The 17,970-nt window shown below is 39.2% G+C and carries 17 protein-coding genes; 9 read left to right on the top strand and 8 right to left on the bottom strand.

All coding sequences use genetic code 11. From position 1 onward, the window contains the following. Positions 1-13: 13 nt before the first annotated feature. The 6 genes from ACXACJ_RS08500 (at position 14) to ACXACJ_RS08475 (ending at position 5,763) form a co-directional block, all read left to right on the top strand. Positions 14-631, top strand: a complete 618-nt coding sequence (locus ACXACJ_RS08500; protein WP_475133929.1) for a nucleotidyltransferase family protein — start codon at positions 14-16, stop codon at positions 629-631. Next, positions 624-1,766, top strand: a complete 1,143-nt coding sequence (gene moeB / locus ACXACJ_RS08495) for a molybdopterin-synthase adenylyltransferase MoeB (RefSeq protein WP_475133928.1) — start codon at positions 624-626, stop codon at positions 1,764-1,766. The genes ACXACJ_RS08500 and moeB overlap by 8 nt, the downstream gene beginning before the upstream one ends. Positions 1,767-1,770: 4 nt before the next feature. Then, entirely contained in the window at positions 1,771-2,532 is a 762-nt protein-coding gene (locus ACXACJ_RS08490; RefSeq protein ID WP_475133927.1) for a sulfite exporter TauE/SafE family protein, read from the top strand. Positions 2,533-2,541: 9 nt separating this feature from the next. Next, a complete protein-coding gene (locus ACXACJ_RS08485) occupies positions 2,542-2,784 on the top strand; it encodes a MoaD/ThiS family protein (protein ID WP_475133926.1) in 243 nt (80 codons plus the stop codon). Beyond that, entirely contained in the window at positions 2,781-3,200 is a 420-nt protein-coding gene (locus ACXACJ_RS08480; protein ID WP_475133925.1) for a molybdenum cofactor biosynthesis protein MoaE, read from the top strand. Before ACXACJ_RS08485 ends, ACXACJ_RS08480 begins: the two co-directional genes overlap by 4 nt. 121 nt (positions 3,201-3,321) lie before the next feature. Further along, positions 3,322-5,763 carry a glycoside hydrolase family 2 TIM barrel-domain containing protein gene (locus ACXACJ_RS08475; RefSeq protein ID WP_475133924.1) on the top strand — a complete coding sequence of 814 codons (2,442 nt, stop codon included), beginning with the start codon at positions 3,322-3,324 and terminating at the stop codon, positions 5,761-5,763. Between the two features lie 2 nt (positions 5,764-5,765). Here ACXACJ_RS08475 and ACXACJ_RS08470 read toward each other — a convergent pair whose 3' ends face one another. From ACXACJ_RS08470 to ACXACJ_RS08440, 7 genes are all read right to left on the bottom strand, one after another. Next, entirely contained in the window at positions 5,766-6,311 is a 546-nt protein-coding gene (locus ACXACJ_RS08470; protein WP_475133923.1) for a hypothetical protein, read from the bottom strand. 38 nt (positions 6,312-6,349) lie between these two features. Beyond that, complete coding sequence (locus ACXACJ_RS08465) at positions 6,350-6,871, bottom strand: acyl-CoA thioesterase (protein WP_475133922.1); 522 nt, start codon at positions 6,869-6,871, stop codon at positions 6,350-6,352. A gap of 114 nt (positions 6,872-6,985) precedes the next feature. Further along, positions 6,986-7,636 (bottom strand): protein-L-isoaspartate(D-aspartate) O-methyltransferase, encoded by a 651-nt coding sequence (locus tag ACXACJ_RS08460; RefSeq protein ID WP_475133921.1) that lies wholly within the window; start codon positions 7,634-7,636, stop codon positions 6,986-6,988. Between the two features lie 112 nt (positions 7,637-7,748). Beyond that, complete coding sequence (tyrS, locus tag ACXACJ_RS08455) at positions 7,749-9,035, bottom strand: tyrosine--tRNA ligase (RefSeq protein WP_475133920.1); 1,287 nt, start codon at positions 9,033-9,035, stop codon at positions 7,749-7,751. A gap of 76 nt (positions 9,036-9,111) precedes the next feature. After that, complete coding sequence (locus ACXACJ_RS08450; RefSeq protein WP_475133919.1) at positions 9,112-9,561, bottom strand: bactofilin family protein; 450 nt, start codon at positions 9,559-9,561, stop codon at positions 9,112-9,114. A gap of 24 nt (positions 9,562-9,585) precedes the next feature. Then, complete coding sequence (locus tag ACXACJ_RS08445) at positions 9,586-10,641, bottom strand: ParM/StbA family protein (protein ID WP_475133918.1); 1,056 nt, start codon at positions 10,639-10,641, stop codon at positions 9,586-9,588. A 141-nt stretch (positions 10,642-10,782) separates the two neighbouring features. Then, complete coding sequence (locus ACXACJ_RS08440; RefSeq protein ID WP_475133917.1) at positions 10,783-11,655, bottom strand: TolB family protein; 873 nt, start codon at positions 11,653-11,655, stop codon at positions 10,783-10,785. Between the two features lie 96 nt (positions 11,656-11,751). Between ACXACJ_RS08440 and ACXACJ_RS08435 the strand changes: the two genes are divergently transcribed. Then, positions 11,752-12,822: an oxygenase MpaB family protein gene (locus ACXACJ_RS08435; protein WP_475133916.1), complete on the top strand. Its 1,071-nt coding sequence runs from the start codon at positions 11,752-11,754 to the stop codon at positions 12,820-12,822. 69 nt (positions 12,823-12,891) lie between these two features. On the opposite strand, the gene ACXACJ_RS08430 is transcribed toward ACXACJ_RS08435, so the two are convergent. After that, positions 12,892-13,302, bottom strand: a complete 411-nt coding sequence (locus tag ACXACJ_RS08430) for a hypothetical protein (RefSeq protein WP_475133915.1) — start codon at positions 13,300-13,302, stop codon at positions 12,892-12,894. Between the two features lie 199 nt (positions 13,303-13,501). Between ACXACJ_RS08430 and ACXACJ_RS08425 the strand changes: the two genes are divergently transcribed. Together ACXACJ_RS08425 and ACXACJ_RS08420 are read left to right on the top strand one after the other, a co-directional pair. Further along, on the top strand, positions 13,502-16,039 hold the full coding sequence (locus ACXACJ_RS08425) for a PIG-L family deacetylase (RefSeq protein WP_475133914.1): 2,538 nt from the start codon (positions 13,502-13,504) through the stop codon (positions 16,037-16,039). A 133-nt stretch (positions 16,040-16,172) separates the two neighbouring features. Further along, the gene (locus tag ACXACJ_RS08420; RefSeq protein WP_475133913.1) at positions 16,173-17,888 is read left to right on the top strand and encodes a sodium:solute symporter family protein; all 1,716 of its coding nucleotides are present in this window, start codon (positions 16,173-16,175) and stop codon (positions 17,886-17,888) included. Positions 17,889-17,970 lie beyond the last annotated feature (82 nt).

Raw genomic sequence — 17,970 nt, 5'->3', positions numbered from 1 at the left:
TAGCGCTTAAAAAATGGTATCATTGGAGAGTAAAATGACACGAATTTCCGCCATAGTTTTAGCCGCGGGGCTTTCTTCCCGAATGAATGGCCCAAATAAAATGCTCTTGCCTTGGGCTCAATCCACGATTTTCGAAACCACACTCCAACAGATTGAAAAATCTAAAGCCGATGAAGTTATTGTGGTTTTAGGGCGCGATGCTGAAGAATTGAAGACCAAAATACTGGCCGACTCTAGAGCTGAAGTGGTGCTTAACCAAGACTTTCAGCAAGGAATGACTTCTTCCATTCAAAAAGGAGTAGAAAAAGCCACTTGCGATTATCTGATGATTTGCTTAACAGACATGCCTTTTTTGAAAACCGAAGATTATAATGCGCTTATCGATCAATTACTACTATTGAAAGAGGCCGAGTCTATTTTGGTTCCTATGTTTAATAAGCAAAAAGGAAATCCCGTCATCTTCTCTCAAAAATATAGAAGTGATATTCTTGAACATACGGAATCCAATGGATGCAGCGCTATTGTAAAGAACAACCGCGCACATGTTTTTTTCTTTGAAACTGGAACCATACGACATACCTTAGATATTGATACTTTGTCGGATTTAGACCAGCTTAAAGATTTTGAATAAAGAAGAACTCGTTCGCTATAATCGCCAAATCATTTTGCCTGATTTTGGTGTAGAAGGTCAAGAAAAGTTGAAGGCTTCCAAAGTGCTGGTGATAGGTGCTGGCGGCTTGGGCATTCCCAATATTTTGTATCTCTCAGCTGCGGGTGTAGGCATGTTGGGCATTGTTGAATTTGATGATATCAGTTTAACTAATCTTCAACGGCAAGTAATTTATACAACCAATCAAACAGGGGAGAGCAAAGGTGAATCGGCTGTTGAAACCGTAAAAGCTTTGAATCCGAATGTGGAAGTTACACTCTACAAAGAGGCTATTACATCTTCCAATGCCATGCAGATTATTGCAAATTATGATTTGGTGGTAGATGGAAGCGATAATTTACCCACACGATATTTGGTAAATGATGCCTGTGTAATGCTTAATAAGCCTTTGATTTACGGAGCTATTTTTAGGTACGAAGGCCAAGTGAGTGTTTTTAACTCGGTCGAGTCAGATGGAAGTCGTGGCCCAAATTACCGAGATATTTTTCCTACTCCGCCACCGCCAGAAATGGTGCCCAGTTGTAGTGAAGGAGGTGTTTTTGGAGCTTTGGCTGGCATTATTGGTGCTATGCAAGCCAATGAAGCCATCAAGCTTTTGGCAGGTTTGGGTGAATCCTTATCAGGCAGACTGTTTATTTACGATAGCTTAGATTTCACCACCCGATTTCTCAACATTAAGAAGAACCCAGAAAATCCAGTTTCTGGAGAAAAACCTACCATTACCAAATTGATCGATTACGAAGCTTTCTGCGGAATTCATTCTGAACTAAGTGAGCAGGAAAATTCAATTTCTGTTCAGGCTTTGAATGCATTAATTCAATCAGGTGACAAACCTTTTATTCTTGATGTACGCGAGAGCTATGAATACGAAATATCGAATTTAAGTGGGGTCAATATTCCTTTGGCTGAACTGGAAGCAAGACTTGATGAGTTGCCTCAGAATGAAGCTATTGTAGTGCACTGCAAAAGTGGAATGCGCAGCAAACAGGCTATGGAAATTCTGCAACAGAAAGGTTTTTCGAATAATGTGCAAAACTTAGAGGGCGGCATTCTGGCGTGGCAAAAACAGATCGACTCAACTTTAACCGTTTACTGAATTAATGGATTACGAACTCATTATTTTCTTCTTTGTAATTGCCTTTTTGTATTCCTCTGTCGGTTTTGGTGGAGGCTCCAGTTATTTGGCAATTCTTTCGCTTTACAGTTTTGAATATCGGCTTTTGCGCACAATCGCGCTGGTTTGCAATCTTATTGTGGTTTCTGGTGGAACTTACTTGTTCGCGAAGCAAGGCCATATTAAATGGAAGAAAACGTTACCTCTGGCTATTCTGAGTGTTCCTTTGGCCTTTCTAGGCGCAAGAATTCCTTTTAGGCAAGAGACTTTCTTTATTCTGTTAGGAGCAACTTTGGTAGTAACAGGAATTATTATGCTGTTGGAAGATTATTTGAAGAAAGCCAGTGAGCGAAGTTCTGCTTCTAAATACAAAGAAAACCCCGTGATGAATGGAGCACTTGGCGGAACCATTGGCTTTGTGGCTGGCTCTGTAGGCATTGGTGGAGGGATTTTTCTTTCGCCACTGTTACACATTCTTCACTGGGACAAAGCTAAGACCATTGCCGGAACTGCGAGTTTCTTTATTCTTATCAATTCGATTTCGGGTTTGGCTGGGCAATTAAGTCAAGGCAATCTCACTTTCGATTATAAAATGATTATTTATTTGGGAATGAGTGTGTTGGTTGGTGGCCAGTTAGGTTCTAGACTAAGCGTTTTTAAACTCTCTCAAAATCGAGTGAAAATGCTGACGGCTTTTTTGGTTCTTTTTGCTGGAGGCCGTCTTTTGTTCAAATATTTGATTGCATAAATTCAACCTATGAAAGTTGAAATCATAGCATTTGGCATTGCTAAAGATATTCTGAAGGGTAAAAAACTGAGTTTGGATTTTAAGGAAGGTGTTTCCATTGCCGAAGTAAAGGCTGAGCTGATATCTCTTTACCCCGATTTTCAAAATTTGGCTTCATTGCAAATTGCAGTAAATGCCGATTACGTGCCAGATGATTATATAATTCAAACCAATGATGAGGTGGTGTTAATTCCACCGGTAAGTGGCGGATGATGGACTTGATTCATATTACAGCAAATAAAATCGACACAAAGGGGTGTATCGATCGCATGACATTTTCGGGCTGTGGCGGTATTGTGAACTTTGTGGGCACGGTACGCAATCAAACAAAGGGTAGAAAAGTTCTTCGACTTGAGTTTGAAGCCTATGAAAAGATGGCTCTCAAGGAAATGCAAAAGATCGCTGATACGGCCAAAAAACAATTTGGAGTTAAAGAAATCTTGATTCATCACAGAACTGGAGTTGTGCCTATTGGCGAAGAGGCTGTAGTAATTGTGGTTGCATCTCCGCATCGGAAAGAAGCATTTCAAGCATGCGAATTCTGCATAGATACTTTAAAACAGACTGTTCCAATCTGGAAAAAGGAGTTTTTTGAAGATGGCGAAGTTTGGGTTTCTGCCCACCCATAAATTCCCTGCGCCTTACATTATTATAAAGTAGCTTATATCAATTCGGGTTGTGTATCAAATGGGTTTTCCTTAATAATGCCCAAAATTTACTTCAGCCTAAAATTTCATACTGAACATATAAATGATAAAGAAAACCATTTTCACCCTTCTGATTTGCCTTTTTGTTCAATCGCTCGTAGCTCAGCAATCCACTACTTTGACGGATTGGGAATTTCAAAAGCAAGAATTGGGAGGGGTTTGGGAAGTTTGGCGCGATCAGCCTCACGAGCAAAGATTGTGGCAACCTGTAACTGTTCCTCATAGTTTTAACGCTTTCGATGCGGTAAATCCCGATGTTGAATATTATCAAGGTGAAGGTTGGTATCGCACTTACCTCAAAATCGACAATCCATATAAAAACGGCAGAACCATTTTGCATTTTGAAGGTTCTGGTCAGAAAACCACGCTTTGGCTTTTCGATAAAAAAATTGGTACTCATGTTGGCGGATATGACGAGTTCAGCTTCGATATTACAGAGGCTGTGGCCGAACTAAAAAATCATCCCGATTTTGAGAAAGTTTGGAAAGGTAAAATTCCAGTAGCCGTTGTGGCGGACAATAGCCGGGATTTAGAAATGATCCCTTCTGATTTAAGCGATTTCTTCGTTTATGGTGGACTTTACAGAAAAGTTCACTTGAAGTACACGCCTCAAATTTCTTTTGAGCAAGTTCATATTGCTAGCGAATTATCGGCCAATTTGAAAACGGCTGAAGTGGTAGTAAAATCCAATTTCAGCAATCCTGATTTTATCAATGAAGAATTGATGCTTCAGTTTGAAATTATTGATCCAACTGGAAAGAGTATAACGACTTTCAAAAAGCAGGTAAATCCAAATGTATTGGATGAAACCTCATTCACTATTAAAAAGCCTGTTCTTTGGACACCAAGCAATCCGAATCTTTACCGCTTAAAAGTTTCTGCCAATTGGAAAGGGGAGGAGTTAAGTTTTTCTGATTATTTCGGTTTGCGAAGTTTTGAATTCGCTCAAAAAGGGCCGTTTTACTTGAATGGAGAAAGGCTTTTGCTTCGAGGTATGCACAGACATGAGGATCATGCAGGTGTAGGGCCAGCTATGGACGATGCCACCATTCGCAAGGAAATGGAAATGATCAAGGGCTTGGGAGCTAATTTTATCCGATTGGGCCATTATCAGCAATCCGAACTGGTTTTGGATTTATGCGATTCCTTAGGCCTTTTGGTTTGGGAAGAAATTCCTTGGTGTAGAGGCGGTTTGGGTGGTCTGCAATATCAGCAACAGGCCAAGGATATGCTTACCAACATGATCAATCAGCATTATAATCATCCATCGATTATTCTCTGGGGCTTGGGGAATGAAAATGATTGGCCTGGGGATTTTGAGACTTTTGATGAAGAAGCCATCAGAACTTTTATGAAAGAACTCAATGCCTTGGCTCATAAGCTTGATAACTCTCGGAAAACAAGTATCCGTAGATGCGAATTCTGTGCAGACATTGTGGATGTATATTCACCTTCCATTTGGGCAGGTTGGTACCGTGGTAATTACACGGATTATAAGAATGTTTCCGAAAGCGAAAGAAAAAAGGTAGATCATTTTTTCCATGCTGAATGGGGCGCTAGCCAACATGCAGAAAGGCACTCCAAGAATCAAGATGAAGGTCTGTTGAATATTGCTTCTAGCAATCAAGCCGATGAACGTGATGGCGATTTTCTGATGACTGGTGGAGATCCGCGAGTTTCTAGAGATGGAAATTGGAGCGAATCTTATGCAGTGAATTTGATTGATTGGCATTTGAAAGAACAGCTCACCATGGATAGTTTAACGGGTGCGGCTTATTGGGCTTTCAAAGATTTTGCAACGCCACTTCGTCCTGAAAACCCAATTCCATTTATGAATCAAAAAGGGATTGTTCAGCGCGATTTAACGCCTAAAGAAGCTTATTATGTTTTTCAATCTTATTGGACGGAGGCACCAATGGTGCGTGTGTATGGCCATAGTTGGAAAATTCGTTCCGGAAAAGAAGGCGAGAAAAACGTGGTAAAAGTTTATTCGAATTGTGAAAAGGTAGAACTCTTCGTAAATGGTGTTTCCTATGGCATTAAGGAAAGGAATCCACAAGATTTTCCCGCTGCCGGATTAAGATGGGCAGTGCCTTTTAATGGTGGCAAAAACACCATCAAGGCTGCTGCCATTCAGAACAAAAAGCAAGTTGAAGACGAAATCGAAATTGAATATCAGACTGAAACTTGGGAAGATCCAGCTCAGATATTTGCAGAAGTTATCGAACGTAATGGCAACGAGGCTCTCGTAAGAGTTCAGCTTTTAGATAAAAATGGCGTTTTATGTTTAGATACTAGAAACCGAGTGCGTTTCTCAATTTCTGGCGATGGTGAGTTAGAAGACAATCTGGGCATCATCAAACACTCCCGATTGGTAGAAGTATCGAATGGTGTCGCCTACATTTATGTAGACACAAAAGGAGGAAATTCTATGCTGGGTGTAGCTTCAGAAGGTTTGAAAACCGTATTCGTGGAAATCGAATAGAATTACAGAAACATCTGTTTTAAACCTGCCCAAAGTGCTTTTTTAAGATCTACAGCCTTTTCAATGGCAAATAGATCATCGCATTTTAGGTAGGTTTTTTTCTGGTTTTCAACCAAAGTGTAAAGTTGAGCATTCGCCAAAATTTCAGGATAAGGCGAACCAAATGATAGCAGTTGTCTGTGGTTGTGCTCGTTGAGAATGGCTTCAATTTGTTCTTTAGAAGCATCTTTTACATTCACCAGAAGCACATCGTCAATACCTCTTTTAACAGAAGCCAATATTTTGAGCAAGAAGGTTTTTTGATCCAAATCCATTTGCTCACTGTCTAACTCAAAGAATATAAGGCAGTGTTTTAGGTTATTACCTTCGGTAGGAAGTGGCTTTAAATATATCGGTTCACTTTCTTCAACGGCTTGAACCGGAACCGTTTCTGTAGCGATTGTTTCTACTGGAGCTGCCACAACCTCTTTTTCCTTTTCAGGAAGTTCTTCCTTAATCAGGTAAACTTCTTCAGTAATGAATTTAGAAAGGAAAGAGAGGTCTGACATGGTTTAAACTATATGTTTCAATCTACAATTTTATTCAACTACTCAGGAAAAAAGATGCTCTTAAGTTCGGTTGCATCTTCTGGTTTCATGCGCTGAGCCAAAACCAATCTTAGTTGTCTTCTTCTTAATGCCCCAGCATAGTGCTCTTTTTCTTCATCCGTTTCTGGTAAAAGTTCTGGCACATCAATAGGTCTTCCACTTTGATCTACCGCCACAAAAGTGAAATAAGCGCTGTTACTTTTGAATTTCTTGCCTGAAGGAATATTCTCTGCCCACACTTCGCAATACACTTCCATAGAAGAATTGAAAGAACGGGTAACTTTTGCGGTAAGCGTAACCACATCGCCAAGGGCTATAGGCTTGCCGAACGAAATATTATCGGCAGAAGCGGTTACTACAATGCGGTTTGAATGTTTTTGAGCAGCAATCGCTGTAGCAATGTCTATCCAGTGCATCAGCTTTCCACCCATCAGATTGTTTAAAGTGTTGGTGTCGTTGGGTAACACCAATTCTGTCATGGTAACACACAACTCTTTACTTGTCTTTTGTTTTACTGCCATAGTTTGAAATTCAATGCAAAGTTAATAGAGCATTGTGGATTTGAAGATGTGAGTGAAAGGAAATTTGAAATGAAGAGGGGAAGAGTTCTGCTTCTATGATTACATATCTAAGAATTACTTCTTCCAACCGTCTTTTCCGAGAAGAGGAACAAATTTGAAATCGTGAAAAACTTCTTTCCTCAATTTGGTTTCGCCTACTCGTGTTAAGCGTAGCATTTGCTGCGTTTTTGCATTTCCCACAGGAATCACTAAACAACCTTCTGGCTTCAGTTGGTCGACCAGAGCGTCAGGAACCATGGGAGCACCAGCCGTTACAATAATCTTATCGTAAGGAGCATATCTTGGCAAACCTAACGATCCATCGCCTTGAAAGAAATTGGCTTGATAACCCATGTCAGGTAGTAGAAAACGGGTTCTGTCGTAGAGCTTTTGTTGATATTCAATGGTGTAAACTTCAGCTCCTAATTCTAACAGTACAATGGCTTGATAGCCAGAACCTGTCCCAATTTCGAGTACTTTATCTCCAGGCTTTACATTCAGTAATTCAGATTGAAAAGCAACCGTATAAGGCTGAGAAATGGTTTGTCCTTCACCAATAGGAAAGGCTTTGTCTTGGTAAGCATGCTCTACAAGGGCATTTTCGAAGAAGAAATGGCGAGGAATTTTACCAATGGCATCTAGAACGCGTTCGTCTTTAATTCCTTTGCTGCGCACTACTTTTACCAATTGCCTGCGCATGCCTTTATGCCTGTAACTGTCTTCCATTAAAAAGTGGACTGAAATGTTTTTGAGAAGTTAGTGAGATTCGTTTTAAAAAAGATAAGCACCCAAATATTTGATGGATTTGGGTGCTTATCAGAATATTTGATCAAGCAAATTAGCTTGCTACCGTAATCAAATAGTAATTTTTCTTTCCTTTTTGAACCAAGAAATATTTGTCTTGAAGCAATTTGATGGAAGGTTTCGTATTCATATCCTCAATTTTTGATTTGTTGATGCTAACACCGCCACCTTGTAACATTCTACGGGCTTCGCCTTTTGAAGCAAATACAACTTCTTTAGTAACTACAGAAAGCAGATCAATTGAGTTTTCGGCTTCATCTAACTCGCTTTGTGTAATTTCCACTTGAGGAACACCTTCAAAAACAGACAATAAAGTGTCTTCGTCAATAGATTCTAGATCTTCAGTAGTTGATTTACCAAAAAGAAGATTAGAAGCTTTAATAGCGGTTTCCAAAGCTTCTTCAGAGTGAACTCTCTTGGTAATGTCTTCAGCTAGCGCCTTTTGAAGAACTCTCAAATGAGGTGCTTCTACATGCTCTTTTTCCAAGGCTTCAATTTCTTCTTGCGAAAGTAAAGTGAATATCCTGATGAAGTTTGAAGCATCTTCGTCAGAAGTATTCAACCAGTATTGGTAGAATTTGTATGGCGAAGTCTTTTTAGGATCCAACCAAACGTTCCCTCCTTCAGATTTACCGAATTTGGTGCCGTCTGCCTTTTTAATCAGAGGAGCCGTCATGGCGAATGCTTCTCCCTGAGCTTTTCTTCTGATCAATTCAGTTCCGGTTACAATGTTTCCCCATTGATCGGAACCGCCCATTTGAATCTTGCAATTATGATTTTGGTAAAGGTGTAAGAAGTCGTAACCTTGAACCAATTGGTATGTGAATTCAGTGAACGACATTCCGCCTTCTAGTCTGTTCTTTACAGAGTCTTTCGACATCATGTAATTTACAGTAATGTGCTTGCCCACATCGCGAATAAAGCCCAAGAAACTGAAGTTCTTAAACCAGTCGTAGTTGTTTACAATTTCAGCGGAGTTATCTCCACAATCGAAGTTGAGAAACTGCTGAAGCTGCTTTTTCTGAGATTCTAGATTGTGATTTAGAATTTCTTCTGAAAGGAGAGGGCGTTCAGCTGATTTTCCTGAAGGGTCGCCCACCATACCAGTAGCTCCACCTACCAAAGCGATTGGTTTATGACCAGCTTTTTGCAAGTGAACTAATAACATAACTGGCACCAAGTTTCCAATATGCAATGAATCGGCAGTAGGGTCGAAGCCTACATAACCGGTGGTCATTTCCTTATCAAGTTGCTCTTCAGTACCGGGCATGATATCGTGGATCATACCTCTCCATTGTAATTCTTTGATTAGTTCACTCATGGTATTTTCAAAAATAGGAGGGCAAATATAGAATTTGAAAAGGGAGAGGAAAAGGAGAAAATAAAAAAGCCTGGATTTACCAGGCTACAGATCCGTAATTATCTTGTTTGTTAGGTATAGATCCCAACTTTCTTGTCCGTTCCTGATTAGATCGGGAAGGAGATGAAGAGCTGAGCTCAGGAATTTCAACCTCTTTACCCACGGTTACTTTTCCATTTAATTCGGCCCCCTTTTCTATAGAAATTTCCTTAGCATAGATTTTTCCATAAAGTCGGGCTGTTTTGGCAATGTGAAGAAGTCCTTTAGACACCACATCCCCATTCACGAAGCCTTCTACTGTAATGTCGCTGCCAGTGAGGTTACCACCAATTTCGCCATGGGCTCCAATGATAATACGCTCATCTGAATGCAGGTCTCCTGTAATATTACCATCTACACGTATACTCTGCTTCGACTTCATGTTGCCCGAAATAATAGAGCCTTGTCGAATTTGAGTGATATGTGTAGATGGAGTTACGTTTGCCATAGATGAAAGTGTGGTTTTGTTTTATTAGTATTCTGAAGGAATAGACGTTTCAATGTTGATATTGTTGTCATCAAACACAGAAACTACGGTAGTTGCGTTTCCAATATCTAATCCTACAGCGGTGCTTTTAACTCCTCCGTTTAATTGAGAAGAATTAATACAATAACCTCGGCTGGCCAATGATTGTGGTTCGTGAGCAACTTCAAGGTCTAGAATGTCCATGAATTCTTCTCTGAAACAATCTACCAAAGTACCGTAAGTAGCGCCACCCCCAGCTAAATACATGGTTTGGCTGGCTGTAAAGTCGTTATCGTTAAAGGCCTTTCTCATTGCTGGAGAAATCACGTCTTCATAGTATTGTTTTAATACTCTGTCGCGCATGCCTTTGATGTCAATTCTTTTTCTATTCAAAAAGATAACTCCCTTTTGGAAGGCAGCATCGATTTGATGTTCTGTTTTAAGCTCTAAATAATATTCTTTGGCCAGTTCTTTCTCAAGAAGATTGATTGCGTAACGCAAACCGTAAGTCGAAAGCGAAGTTCTTTGAACAATACCACCTTCTGTGCTCAATAAACCTTCTAAAGTTCCGTAACCCAAACTCATTACAAAGAAGTTGCCTTTGGCTTGAGTAATCCCTTTTCTGAGGGCGATAGTACAACCAATAACCTCAGGAATTACTTGAACGGCATCAATTTCAACCTGAACGTTCTTCTTAACTCCACCTCCAAATGTTGCTGCATCGTATTCAACAATATGTTGGCCATCGATTAATTTATGGGCAGTTTCCTTATACAATTGAAAAGTTGAGAAAGGGAAACCAGTTGTGATGGTGATGGGGTTACCCAATTTTTGGTTAGCTATTAAAAGGGCTGATTTTAATAAAAGTTGATAATCTAATTCATCCGGAGCACTGTTGATGTTTCTGTGTGGCGAAACACCTTCGGTAAGTGCCAGATTTCCAATTACGTAACCTTCTCCATTATGGAAAATTTTCAATCCATTAATAAGGTCAGGAGATACGTTTTTCAAGTCTGTATTGTTTCCTTCAAAGACACTAGGAAAAGTATATGTTTTGAACATAGTTAATGATTTGGGATGCAAATATTTAGTAGCCTATTAAACAAAAGGCAAGTATACGATTTAATAACGTTGTTACAGCTCAATGAGCCAAAAATTGATTGAATTTGTAAAAATCTTTTTGATTTCAAAACGTGAAAATGTTTACTGGTTAATCACCATGGCGAGCATGCTGTTATCTTCATTCACGGCCATTCTGGTTATCCCTTTTGAACCCAATTCTGACAGTTCAACTACCTCTTGCCATGCATTGTTCTGGTTTGGGTTAAAACTCATAATTTTTGTACCAACGCTTGTTATAAAAGTTCCTTCTTTTGTGATAGTCCAGTCGCTTGCATTTTTAGGTTTTGCAATGATTTTTTCGAAATCACCTGAAGAGGTTTCAAGCTTATAAATACTGGTTTCACCTTCTTCATTTGTTTTTTCGAATACAAAATCGGGTGTTCCTGGAAGAGCCCTCAGGGTTCTACCGATATGATCGGTGATTTTTCTATCGTGACGATTTTTAGCGTTTGTCAGAACTAAAGTGATCGGGTCGCCTAAAATGAAGGTTGCTACATCGGTTCCATTCCAAGCTTGGTAACCTACGGGAGCTAAATCTTCAAAAACCAATTGAGGATCCTTCTTTTTATTTAAATGGAAAAGCCATAATCGCTGAGTTTGGTCCTCTTCCACACGAATGGCTGAAAACGAATCGAAACCAGGTACCATTTCAGGAGAATATTCACTCTCTTTAGAATTGGTAAGATTGGTTTTCTTTTCACTTACCAAATCGAGAATCACAATATCGGTTTGCCCTTTTTGCTCTTCAGTATATAAAAGGTAATCTACACCATGAAAAAACGGCTGATTATCGTACCCTTTATGATTTGTAATATTCTTAGCTTTTCCTAAGCTGATCTTTCCTTTTTTCTCTTTTAGGTCGAATAAGTATATATCTGTGTCAGGAAGGTTTTGTGCTTTTGTATTAAAACTGCAAAAAATAACTAGGATAAACTCAAAAAAATGTATTTTCATATTTTGAATAACGTAGGTTAGAACAAACGTATTAGCCTTAAAAAGTTAGTCAAAAAACAGGAGAGAAGAGATAAAGTTTAAATAAAATTATTTTTCATGGGGTTAGACGAAAACCGATTAAATCATTTTAGAACATATGGAGACAATTTAGCGGATGAAGTAGTAAGTCATTATTTTCCTGATAGAAGAGATGAATTACAACACATATTAGAGAAATTAGAAAGCAACGGAAGTTCGTTGCCACAAGATGTTCACCCTTCCCTAAACAAATTATTCAAAGAAGTTTACCAACCTTTTTCCAAACAAGAAGAACAAACCATTGTTAACGGGCAGGCGATTTTTTCTGAATTCGCTTCGGATTTTATGCTGATGCTCGGATTCTATTCTTTGCCTTATTGTTATGCAGCGGCTAAAGGCGCAGAAGTTTTGGTTCGTTCTAAAAGAATTTTAACTGATCCTGAAGCTAGGCTATTAGAAACTGCCGAATTCGTTTTTGACATTACCAACCCTAAAGCTTTTTCAGAAAAGGGGCAGGGTTTTGTCAGTATTTTGAAGGTCAGGCTAATTCATGCGGTTTCGAGATGGTATATTCTGGATTCGAAAAAATGGTCGTTAAAAAAGTTTGATTTTCCTGTAAATCAAGAGGATATGGTTGGAACAAACCTGTCGTTTTCATTAATTCCGATTCGGGGATTGAGAAAAATTGGTTTGAATATTTTACCGAAACAAGCAGAGGCTTATATCAACTTTTGGAGCTTAATAGGGCAGCGTTTGGGTGTGGATAAAGAATTACTTCCACAAACTAACAAAGAAGCCTATTTACTAGAAAAGAAAATTAGAAAGCGACAGTTTGCTTATTCAAAAGCTGCAGAACAGCTTACAAAAACCCTATTGAGCTATTTCGATGAAATTACTGCGAACACTCCACTGGAAGGTAAAAGCAAAGCCTTTGTTCAATTCTTAGTGGGTGATAGCGTTTCAGAACAAATAGGCATTCAGGTAGATCCGTTTAAGCGCTGGTCGTTTAGGCCGATGCAAGAATTGATGAAGCTAAAGAATATTCTTCTGAATAAAGAAGACAATTACCTGGCTGCTTTTTATCAGTTTAGGGCTCAAAAAAATACACAGTTGGTTGAAAGGGCCGAGCTAAAGCTCCCCAACCCTTAATACAAAAAAACCTGATGTAATTTCTCACATCAGGTTAAACTAACTTACTTAAAAACTAAACTACTATAATTAATTTCCGCCTCCGCGTCTTCTTTGCATTGGAGGGTTGTCTTTTTTCCACGTTTCGTAAGCAGTCCACTGATCGGCAGAAAACACGGCTTTTAATTTTTTGTCTTGATCTTCTTGTAGGTCAGTGATAGCTTTTCTCATGGCTTCTCTATCCATGTTACCGCTCTCTCTGATTTCTTGCATTTTCTTGGTTTGGGCTTCATTTGTAGCTAATAGAATGTCGTAAACCTTTTTGTGCTGGTCGTCAGACAACCCAAACTTCTCTTGCCATTCGTTGGCTCTTTCAGTTGCAGCAACTTTTGGGTCAGGGCGTTGAAATCCTCCGCCACCATTTCCACCACCGCGCTGCGCGAATGATACTGTTGAAATTAACATCAACAACACCATTATCGAGAACAATTTTCCTTTCATAGGTCTTGTGTTTTTTGCTTTGATTTCACCTGCCTGAAAAGGTTTATTGCTGAATGCATAAATTTTTATGGTTTTACTTTTTATTATTTGGGAAAGAACTTACCGAATGATTCCGTTAGTAAAATTGCCTTCCATATAATTGAATATAACCTCATATCTTAGGCTTCGTATTAAACCCAAACTACTGACTTAGCCATTTATGAAATACTTCTGGAGGTTGTCTTCCTTTGCCCTCATTTTAACCTTGGGCCTTACTCAATTAAAAGCTCAAGCACCCAAAAAATTAAATGCAGCAGAAATCAAACAAGCCCTTAATAAGCTTGAAGTTTTGGGTTCAGTTCTTTATTTGGCAGCTCACCCCGATGATGAGAATACCAAGCTGATTGCTTACATGGCCAATGAAAAGAATTTTAGAACTGGTTATTTGGCCATGACTAGAGGTGACGGAGGTCAAAATTTGGTGGGTACTGAAATCCGCGAGTATTTAGGTTTGATTAGAACTCAAGAATTGTTGGCAGCTAGAAGAGAAGATGGTGGAGAACAGTTTTTTACAAGAGCCAATGATTTTGGTTTCTCTAAAAATCCTTTCGAAACTTTCACGGTTTGGGATAAAGACGATGTACTTTCTGATGTGGTTTGGAATATCAGACGTTTCAGACCGGATATCATCATCACTCGATTCGATACCACCTTGGTACCAAGCGGAACCATGCATGGTCATCATACCGCTTCGGCTCGATTGGCCATGGAAGCTTTTGACATAGCTAATGATCCTTCAAAGTTTCCAGAGCAATTGGCTTATGTTAAACCTTGGCAACCGACTTCTTTGTATTGGAACACCTATAATTTTGGTGGTGGCGGAGTTGATTATGGAGGCCAGTCGGGTTACTATTCAATTGATCTTGGTGCCTACAACGAATTGCTTGGCCTTTCATATGATGAGATTTCCGCACTTAGCCGAAGCAATCATAAGTCACAAGGATTTGGCAGCACAGGTAGAAGAGGAGAGAGCAAAGAATTTTTAATGTACTGGAAAGGCCAAAAGCCTTCTGTAGATAACATATTTCAGAACTTCGATTTTACATGGTCGCGTGTAAAAGGAGGAAATGAAATCGGGAAGATTATAGCTAAAGCGAACCAAAACTTTAACCCTGAAAAACCATCTTCAATAGTTTCCGACTTGTTATTGGCTAGAGAGAAAATTTTGTCTTTGGAAGACGATTATTGGAAGGCAGTTAAGCTGAATGAAATTGACCTCATTATCAAATCTGTTTTAGGTCTTTATGTAGAAGCAGTGGCAGATGATGCCATGAAGGTGAGTGGAGATAAAATCAATCTTTCCATTGAAGCGATTAATCGCTCTGCGGCCAATGTAACCCTTAATAGAATCTCTTTTCCTGAATTAAAAGTAAATAAAGCCATTGGTCATAAACTCAATGATAATCAGCTATATAATGAAAGAGTTGAGGCCACTTTGCCACAGTTTGAACCTTCTCAACCTTATTGGCTCAAAGAAGAAGGTTCTGTTGGAATGTATAAAGTAGAAGAGCAAAAGTTGAGAGGTATTCCGGAAAATCCAGCTGTTCTTAATGTTCAATTTGATTTAACGATTGAAGGAAAACCTTACACTTATCAAACGGCTGTTGTATACAAAGAAAATGATAGAGTTGAAGGTGAGGTATATAGACCTTTCGTAATTACGCCTCCGGTTTTTGTAAATATTGCCGAAAGCGTACTCATTTTTGCTAACAATCAGCCTAAAGAGGTCAATGTAGTTGTTAAAGCCGGAAAAGCCGGAGTAAATGGAAATGTGGCATTGGAACTTCCCAATGGATGGAGATCAAATCCAAGTTCTTTCCCATACAACTTGAAAGCAAAAGGAGAAGAAGCCCGATTTAAATTCAGTGTGTTACCTCCTAAAAATCAAGAAGAAGCCTACGTTAAAGCAATCGCCAGCTATAATGGACAGTCTTACGATAATGGCTTAAAAACCATCGACTATAAATACATTCCTTTTCAAACCATTTTTCCTGAAAGTAAGGCCAAAATTGTAAGGCTTAATCTTGAAAAGAAGGGGCAATATGTGGGTTATATCATGGGTTCGGGAGATGCAATTCCAGAGAGTTTAGAACAAATCGGTTACACGGTTTCAATACTTGATCCTCAAACAGTAACTGCAGAAAGTCTTTCCAATTTCGATGCTGTAATTGTTGGTGTGCGTGCTTTTAACACGGAAGAAAGAATGCCTTTTATTCAGCCTGAGCTGATGAAATATGTAAACTCTGGCGGAACCGCGATTGTACAATACAATACGAGCATGAGAGATCAGCCGAATATTGGTCCGTACCCATTCAGTATTTCCCGCGATCGTGTAACGGTGGAAGATGCCCCAGTTGAGATTTTAGCGCCAAATCATCCATTGATTGATGGACCAAACAAAATCACTGCAAAAGACTTTGAAGGTTGGGTTCAAGAAAGAGGCTTGTATTTTCCTAATGAATGGGATGAGCATTATACGCCAATTATTTCAAGTCACGACCCTGGTGATTCGCCAAAGAATGGTGGCTTATTGGTTACTGAATATGGCCAGGGCTATTTTGTTTATACTGGTTATTCTTGGTTTAGAGAGTTGCCTGCTGGCGTTCCTGGTGCATTTAGAATTTTCAGCAATATGATTTCACTTGGAAATCAGAAACCGAAGAATACAAAAATCAATCCTATAGAAAACAAGAATTAATGAGTTCTCCGAAAGAAGAAACAGAGGTTGAAAAGCCTCCATTTTTTAAAAAATGGTCTAGCATGTATTGGCTTTTGATGGTCACACTTGCTGCATTTATTCTTTTGTTTTATTGGTTTACAATCACATTTTCATGAATTGGATTGACTGGGTAGTTCTCTTCGGAACATTGATTTTTATTGTTGCCTATGGGGTTTATAAAACCAAAGGCGAAAAGAATATAGATAGTTATTTAAGGGGAGGAGACGACAATAAATGGTGGGCCATAGGCTTGTCAATTATGGCGACTCAAGCCAGTGCCATTACATTTCTTTCTACTCCAGGTCAGGCTTACACCGATGGAATGCGCTTTGTGCAGTACTATTTTGGCTTACCATTGGCCATGATCATCATTTCGATTTTCTTCTTACCTCTTTATTACAAGGCCAAAGTTTATACGGCTTATGAATATTTAGAATCACGCTTCGATTTAAAAACCCGAATGTTGGCAGCCTTTATTTTCTTGATTCAAAGAGGGCTTGCTGCAGGTATCACCATATATGCGCCTTCCATTATTCTAAGTTCATTGTTAGGTTGGCCGCTTCAGATTACAACTGTCGTAATTGGTGTTTTGGTGATTATTTATACAGTGACCGGAGGAACTAAAGCAGTAACCCAAACTCAGAAGCAGCAAATGGCTGTAATGATGGGGGGAATGATTGTAGCTGGGATTTTAGTAGTGTTCTCTTTGCCAGAAGGTGTAGGCTTTAAAGATGCACTTCATGTCGCTGGAAAAATGGAGAAGTTGAATGTCATTACCTTCGACTTTAATCTGAAAGATCGCTATAATATTTGGTCGGGAATGACAGGTGCGGTGTTTTTGTTCATGTCCTATTTTGGTACAGATCAATCTCAGGTTCAACGCTATCTTTCTGGTAAGTCATTGTCGGAGAGTAGGTTGGGGTTGATGATGAATGGGCTTTTAAAAGTGCCAATGCAGTTTATCATCCTGCTCATTGGAGCGATGGTTTTTGTGTATTATCAATATAACCAGCCTCCAATTTTCTTTAATGATAACCTAAGCGAACGCGTGCTTGAGACTGATTATGCTGACGATTTCAGAGAATTGGAATCGGATTATATGAATGTTTTCAACATCAAAAGAGAGGCTGTTCTTGCCTTAAACGAAGCTGTAGAATTGGAAGATGAAGAACTTATTCGTGATGCCAAAAATGAGCTTAATGAGCTTCAAAAGGAATCGGATGAGATAAGAAGCCAAGCCAAAGAATTGATCGGAGTGGCTTTGCCTGATTCAGAAACCAATGATAAGGATTACATTTTTATGACCTATGTGATGAAAGTTTTGCCAGCTGGAATTGTAGGTTTGTTATTTGCCGTAATTTTTTCAGCTGCCATGTCGTCCACAAGTTCTGAGTTGAGTGCCTTGGGAACCACAAGTACCATCGATTTCTATAAAAGGAAGATTAAACCAGGTCAAACGGACAATCACTACTTAAAAAGTTCGAAGTTATTCACATTGGGTTGGGGAGTTTTGGCTATTATTTTTGCCTCTACTTTAAGCCTTTTCGAAAACCTGATTCAAGCTGTAAATCTAATTGGTTCTCTATTTTACCCGATTGTATTAGGGATATTTGTCGTTGCTTTCTTCTTTAAAAGAATAGGCAGCATGGCTGTTTTCTTAGCGGCCATTATCAGCCAACTATTGGTGATCGGACTTCATCTTTTAAATGCTTATGAAATCGCTGGGCCATTAACCATGGGCTTTCTCTGGTATAATGCCGTAGGATGTATTTTGGTGATTCTTTTTAGCTTTTTATTTCAAGGCTTTCAACCTTCTTCTTCGCGCTAATTTTAAGGTATTTTCCAGTTATCGAAAAATACCGTCAGTTATCGAAGGATCAGGTCTAGTGGTCGAAACGCGATTTTTCTAC

This window comes from Roseivirga sp. AWQ4_251 (assembly GCF_056158225.1).
This window is presented reverse-complemented; position numbering and strand designations above follow the sequence as displayed.